Origin of the sequence: Oribacterium sp. C9 (assembly GCF_002007235.1) — a bacterium.
Classification (GTDB): domain Bacteria; phylum Bacillota; class Clostridia; order Lachnospirales; family Lachnospiraceae; genus Oribacterium.
This window is the reverse complement of the sequence record NZ_MUHW01000047.1, coordinates 1-6,229: the sequence shown is the minus strand read 5'-3', so window position 1 is coordinate 6,229 and position 6,229 is coordinate 1. Positions and strand designations below refer to the sequence as shown.

7 protein-coding genes and 1 pseudogene are annotated in these 6,229 nt (G+C 40.5%); 1 reads left to right on the top strand and 7 read right to left on the bottom strand.

The genetic code is table 11. From position 1 onward, the window contains the following. Window positions 1-321: 321 nt before the first annotated feature. The 6 genes and pseudogenes from BXO88_RS15995 to BXO88_RS15970 all read right to left on the bottom strand — a co-directional run. A complete protein-coding gene (locus BXO88_RS15995) occupies window positions 322-1,722 on the bottom strand; it encodes a tyrosine-protein phosphatase (protein WP_078038723.1) in 1,401 nt (466 codons plus the stop codon). 289 nt (window positions 1,723-2,011) lie between these two features. Beyond that, a complete protein-coding gene (locus BXO88_RS15990) occupies window positions 2,012-2,212 on the bottom strand; it encodes a Nif11-like leader peptide family natural product precursor (protein WP_078038722.1) in 201 nt (66 codons plus the stop codon). A 49-nt stretch (window positions 2,213-2,261) separates the two neighbouring features. Further along, window positions 2,262-2,471: a hypothetical protein gene (locus BXO88_RS15985; protein ID WP_078038721.1), complete on the bottom strand. Its 210-nt coding sequence runs from the start codon at window positions 2,469-2,471 to the stop codon at window positions 2,262-2,264. Window positions 2,472-2,496: 25 nt separating this feature from the next. Beyond that, the gene (locus tag BXO88_RS15980) at window positions 2,497-3,483 is read right to left on the bottom strand and encodes a hypothetical protein (protein ID WP_078038720.1); all 987 of its coding nucleotides are present in this window, start codon (window positions 3,481-3,483) and stop codon (window positions 2,497-2,499) included. Between the two features lie 46 nt (window positions 3,484-3,529). Next, window positions 3,530-4,864 carry a radical SAM/SPASM domain-containing protein gene (locus BXO88_RS15975; protein ID WP_168171755.1) on the bottom strand — a complete coding sequence of 445 codons (1,335 nt, stop codon included), beginning with the start codon at window positions 4,862-4,864 and terminating at the stop codon, window positions 3,530-3,532. Between the two features lie 188 nt (window positions 4,865-5,052). Continuing rightward, a pseudogene (locus BXO88_RS15970) lies at window positions 5,053-5,319 on the bottom strand (carbohydrate kinase family protein); the annotation flags it as partial. 32 nt (window positions 5,320-5,351) lie between these two features. On the opposite strand from BXO88_RS15970, the gene BXO88_RS16615 reads away from it, so the two are divergent. Further along, a complete protein-coding gene (locus tag BXO88_RS16615; protein WP_168171754.1) occupies window positions 5,352-5,501 on the top strand; it encodes a hypothetical protein in 150 nt (49 codons plus the stop codon). Window positions 5,502-5,879: 378 nt separating this feature from the next. On the opposite strand, the gene BXO88_RS15960 is transcribed toward BXO88_RS16615, so the two are convergent. Further along, window positions 5,880-6,229, bottom strand: a 350-nt coding sequence (locus BXO88_RS15960) for a DUF819 family protein (RefSeq protein WP_139355632.1), incomplete at its 5' end; no start/stop codon positions are given.

Genomic DNA, 6,229 nt, shown 5'->3' with positions numbered 1-6,229 from the left:
GATTATTCAAACGCATGAAAAAAGACCTTTTTAAGGGATTTTCGTAATATACCCCAAAAAAGGTCTCGTTAACTTTTTCATTCAAGTAACACCTGGCCGCCCGTAGCGTTACCTGGCGTTAATTGAAATACTAAATGCTTAATTGCACTACTTAATGCATAAATGAGCTTTTACTTTTGCAAATATTGGGTTAAGTAAAGGATGCGGTGGGTACCCGCATCCCCATTTAAAATACATTAACCTGAATTATTCATGGTGGCGTTTGCTCATTCTATTTCACCTTGCTAAACAGTAATAATATATACTTGGTATATATCTTCTTTAATTTGCCAGCTTCAAATTCTGTCCTATATAGATAATATCCGGATTGGAGATATTTTTTTTATTGAGTTCGTAAATATAGGTCCAGTCTTTTGAATCCCCATATTTTTCTTTGGCAATTTTAGAGAGTGTATCGCCTGGCTTAACTACATAAATACCGGAAGTGACATCCTTATCAGGAACTAATTCAGTAACAGAGTCCAGAGCCGTTGCTGTTCCAGAAAGATCATTTTTAAGAGTGTCAATTTCTTCATTAGTAAGCCCTGTAGATTTTAGATATTCAGCAGCTTCTACACTTAAATCCGCGCTGCGAAGATTTTCCACACCAAATACATTTTTCAGAGTCTTTTCAAGATTACCGGTTAGAATACTGTTATATCTTTCATCATCCGTAGTGATTCCATAATAATTATAGAAAGTTGTCATATAATCGGCAGTCACCTCATCATAAGCTGCACCCATTAAGCATTCCAAAACAGCAACAACGAAGCCCGCTCTGTCTTTTCCCTCTGTACAATGAACAAGATATACTCCTGGATTAGAAATGAAGAATTTGAGTCCATTAGCAAGTTTTTGCTTAAAATCATCAGCTTCAAAGTCAACTCCCATATTCAGAGCTATATAATTCTGGTGTGAATAGTATGTTGTATTGATATCGGGGTATGAAGCGACTGTTTCCGGGTCATCAGCAAGATTCATTATTGTTGTAACATGAGCTTGCCTGATGGCTGCATCTGCATATATGTTCCTGTTGTATTTAGGATTAATAGGTGAAGCGGACCTGTACAATCTTCCTCTTCCGATTCCTGAAGTTGTCACTTCTCTGAAATTAGCAAACTGGGCATCAGAAAGGTTTGGATAATCGGATCTGTCTGTGGTATAGCTCAACTGATGCAAAAGATATTCGCCATAGTATCCACCTTTTGTATCCATGGAGATAGACACTTCTATCCTGTCTGTTGCACCGTCTGCAGGTTGCCATGATACAGAATTGTCAGCGGCTGTCTTTTTAATGGCAATACCGTATGTTGTGGCAAAATCTTTCATGTTGATTGCAAGCAGGACAAACTCATCTTCCTGTCTCACAAAAATCCCTGCAGTACCTGAATCAACATCAGAATAATTGCTACATAGTGGGAGCTTCAAATTCTGGTTCAAAAAGCTCACATTTAGTATATCTCCGAATTCATAGCCTGATGACAGAAAATCAGAACACTTAATATCAAGAACAACGTTCCCGTATTTTTGAATATTTGCAACGCTGGCAGTTGTATTAATTACTTTATTTGCTGCACTAACTTTTCTTGATGGCAGAATCACTAGAGAAAAAAAGATAAGAACTACTGATAACATAGCCAGCAGTCTTTTTTTTACGTTTGCAGCCTTGCACATCTGTTTCATAGATACCTCCTGAACAATATATATTTTTGCACGCGATACCAATTATATTTCCGCATACCTACATTTAATCGAGTATCATATGAGAAATATCGACATCTCCTTGTGAAAAATTATCTGTTATTTTTTGCCTCTGTGGATAAGTTTCATGACGGCTCTGAAAGATTGTGACGGAATTACGCCGGTTTTCAGGCATAAAAAATCGAGGTATTATGCAGTTACTCTTGCAAAACTGATAATACCTCGAAATTAAGCATTTACCTTTTCAAGTGACGACATTTTTAAAGAAATCTCAAAGGCCTATGAAGGGACAACCATCCTGACAATAATAACAATCTTCCCCGCCTCCGGATAATCGATCCAACTGAGCATCTGTCAGTTCGATTCCATTTGATTTTGCCAGCTCCATTATTTCCTCTATGCTTTTACATTTTTCTGCTTTCGCTCTGAGATCGGGATCAAGTTTACTGAAATCAAAATTTTTAATTTCCATTTTTTATCGCCTTCCTCGGAATATTTTAAATCGATTTTCGTCTTATCCTTTAACCATAACTCTCAGCTGCTACCTCAGGGCAATCATAACAACCATTATCTAGTATTCCTCCACCGGATAACTGATCCAACTGAGCATCTGTCAGTTCGATTCCACAGGTTTTTGCCAGGTCCATCAATTCCTCCATACTTTCACACTTTTCTGCTTTCTCTCTGATCTTGGGATCAAGTTTGCTGAAATCAAAATTTTTAATATCCATTTTATTCTCCTTTCTATAGGTGGATTTATAGTTCAGACGCTTTTAGTGCAAGATAAAATTTTACTGTCTGTGGTACTCCGGCCTTAAATTTTATCTTTACATAACTTAAAAGAACCGCCAATGCTATAAGGCGCTTGTTGCCATCCTCGCTTTCTACGGGGTATGCACGGGCAAATACTGCATCAGGAATCATTTTCCAGCGATCGTCAATAAGCTTCATTTCCTGAAGCCGGTTCATAAACCGGGCACCCTTATCTGACCTGAGAGACTCCTCTCCGATCTTCGGACGCTTTTGGGCTCCGAAAGCGAATCCCAAGCCGAAGACATCGGAAACGGATCCATCCGAAAGGATGTCAAACTGAAAATCACTAGGTCTGCAAATTGTAATAAGTTCATCGCAGAGCTCGATCATGTCAGGTCCCCATGCAGTAAAACCGGCCAGATCAAATAAAGTTCTAAGATCATAACTTCCGAATTTGTAGCCGCCGATACGTGTCGGTGTTCCGGGGCGCCCCGGGAAAAAGGCAATATAAGCACTTTGCCAGTACTTTTTCAGACGTTCACTTATATCTAAATAATACGGAAGCCTCGCTTCTTCCCCACAGGCCCTGAGAAATGGCTCTATAAGAGAATGATCCCCTTGATGCTGAAGATAGAGACCTGCCTGTTCAGTATCTCCGCGACTAAGATCTATAGAATAACCAAAACCTGCATTACGCCCTGAAAATGTGGCAAAGCAATCAAGGGCCTTTCTATAGCCAAAGGCCTGAGCCGAAGGATCGATACCATCCCTGAAAAGGGTTTCTCCATATGTTACAAGCATATCAAAACAGGGATTACCGATAAGCGGAAATTCCAGATATACCGTAGGAAAGATTTGCCCACTTATAGCTCGGTCAAATGATTCTTCTGCCAGAGACAGTTTATCTCCAAAAAGGGCCTTTCCCCTTCCTTCTGCGGTAACAATGGTGAGAAGTGCCCTGAAAATAATGTTCAATTCATTTCTTTGCATAAACTATTTCACCAGCCCCTAATGTTATTATGTACTTAACTTATGCTTATAATATAGGTTCATACTGTATTTTTTTCTTTGTTTTCATCTTCTCATAAAGCGTTTCAAGAAAAATCCCGGGTCTTTCTTTATATGCAGGACATCTCCGTTTTATAAACAGTCTTTGATTAGGGTCTCCTCCCAGACAGTGCGGAAACCAGATACAGGCACGACACTCATCATCGTTTGATGGCGGCGCAGTATTGATAAAAGCGGTAAGTAGATCATGATTATCTGCTGTTTGTAAAGAGTTCGCCGGATCCCATTTTCCTGCAGTTCCAAAGCTCATATCTTCCATACCAACAGATTCCCAGCATTTATAAAGTCTTCCCTTTTCATCTATACATACACTCCAGAAACGTTGGGCTCCGCAATAGTTCCCTTGATTTGATACTCTTTTGCCACAGGCTTCGATGTGTGCGGCCTTATCTCCTTCCAGTAGTCTGACTTCCTCTCCACGTTTATCAGCGGCTATGCTTTTATGAACAAGGTCCGGGATAAATGTCAGCTTATTTCCACTATCAGATGCAAGTTTCTCAACATATTCCTTTAGTTCTTCAAGTTCTTCAACATTATCCGCGCTAACGTTATATCTTACAGTAACAGAAAGAGGTAGCGGATTTCGGAGATTTTCCGTTATGACATCGAAACTTCCACCACCATTTGTCAGGTGTCTTGTTCTGTCATGTGCGGATCCCACACCATCCAAAGTCACCTGAGCCTGACCAACCTTAACTCTGCTCAACATATCAACATTTTCTTTATTTAGAAAATATCCGTTGGTGACGATACTCGCTTTATAGTCTGCACCATACTCTTCACTTAATGAGATCAACAGTTTCGAAAGACTCTCGATAATTTCAGGTGCCAATAATGGCTCTCCGCCAAACCATGTCACCCTTAGTTTCTTTGCCCGGCTACACTCCAGCATCCTACGTGTCAACGCGACAACATCATCCTGAACCTTTTCGCTCATTTTCCCCTGCAAGTGATTCTCAAAACAGTAAGGACAGTTAAAATTGCAGCTCAGGGTAGGACAGATCGTCAGATTTACAGCATCTGTTATCCCCATTGCCAGACGACTCCGGGACTCGATAGCGGATAATTCATCATAATTAACTATGAGACCTCTTTCTGAAAAACGTTTGATCATAGGATGATCTTCGGAAAGACGTTCAAAAACTGAAAGTAGATAAGCCTCAAGTGAACTGTATACGGCACAACTTCCTGTAACGAGATTTGCTATAAGATAACCGCCTTCCGATACCTGCATACTGAGATTATATCGGGACAGCTTCCACCCTGCATCTCCGGCAGTTCTTTCAGACTTGATTCGTTCCATCAGTTTTCTCCCCATATGTAAAAAAACGCAATATATTAATCTGCAATCGATAAGCCGTAATGATATTTACTAAATTTTATCGACAAAAACCTATATATTTATAATCCCTGAAATCAAAAAACAGCTATCGAATCGTTATACCGCCTGGTGCGAAATGATTCGACAGCTGTTTTTGACCTTATTTAATATTATCCTTCAAGAACTTCCGAAAGCTCCGGAATGGATGGTGCTGCCCCCGGTCTGGAAACTGCGATTCCTGAAGCTTTTGCAGCTACAGAAAGAGCTTTTTCGGGATATTCCCCACGGATCATTGATCCTATAAAAAAGCCTGTAAAGGTATCTCCCGCTGCGGTGGTATCAACAACCGAAACCTTGAAGATCCCCTGTTTCAAGACATTGTCCTGAAATGCATATACCGAACCTCTTTCACCGAGAGTCAGGACTATATGAGCCTTCGGGAATTTCTCCCCAGGATGATGTGACTCTTATGATGAATCACATAAACAGCTATCCACGTAAGAGCCTCAACAATCATTCTCCATATGAGGTTGCACAATTGCTTCTTGGGGAGACATTCTTGAAGGCCATGAACTTCTCTAAAATCCCTGCAGATGAGGTAATACTGAAGCCGATCTGATCAGAAAAAATTCTTTTATTTCTGATCATCGATAATTTACCGGAATCGGTAACATCCAAAATTCAGTGATTTCTTACTCACCAGCCGTTTGCAGGACTTAATGCCTAAGATACGCATTTCCCCAAAAGTTGAGCATTAAGTTTTTCAAAAAAAGTGCCCAACTTCTGTTTGCCATACCCAATTTTCGGGATTGTGACGGAATTACGCCGGCTTTCAGTCATAAATAATTCCGCAGACCTACATTTAATCGAGTATCATATGAGAATTATCGACATCCTATTGTAAAAATTATCTGTTATTTTAATATTTGGCATCTTCAAATGTAGTTGGAAGCTTTGGCATGTCTTGCAATTTCCATGAATTCAGCGCCTGATCGCGTTATCCAAAGATGCTCATACAATTCGCAACAACCAGTCCGCCTCCAGTACCGATGACATATCCCAAAAGCGCCATGACGATGCCCACCGGAACCAGCGCGTCGTTGTAGGATCCCGCAATAACCGGCGTAGTGGCCGTTCCGCCGATATTTGCCACCGAAGCAACCGCACAGGTAAAGATATCCAGGTGAAGCAGTTTTGCCATCACAATCATAACCACAACATGAATCACCATGATTATGAATCCGGCAAGTATCCAAAGATGTCCGTTGTTCATGCCTCCAAGATCCGCTCTGGATGCAATGAGCGCGATAACCGTATAAAGAAGAATATTGGACAGTTCTTCAATTC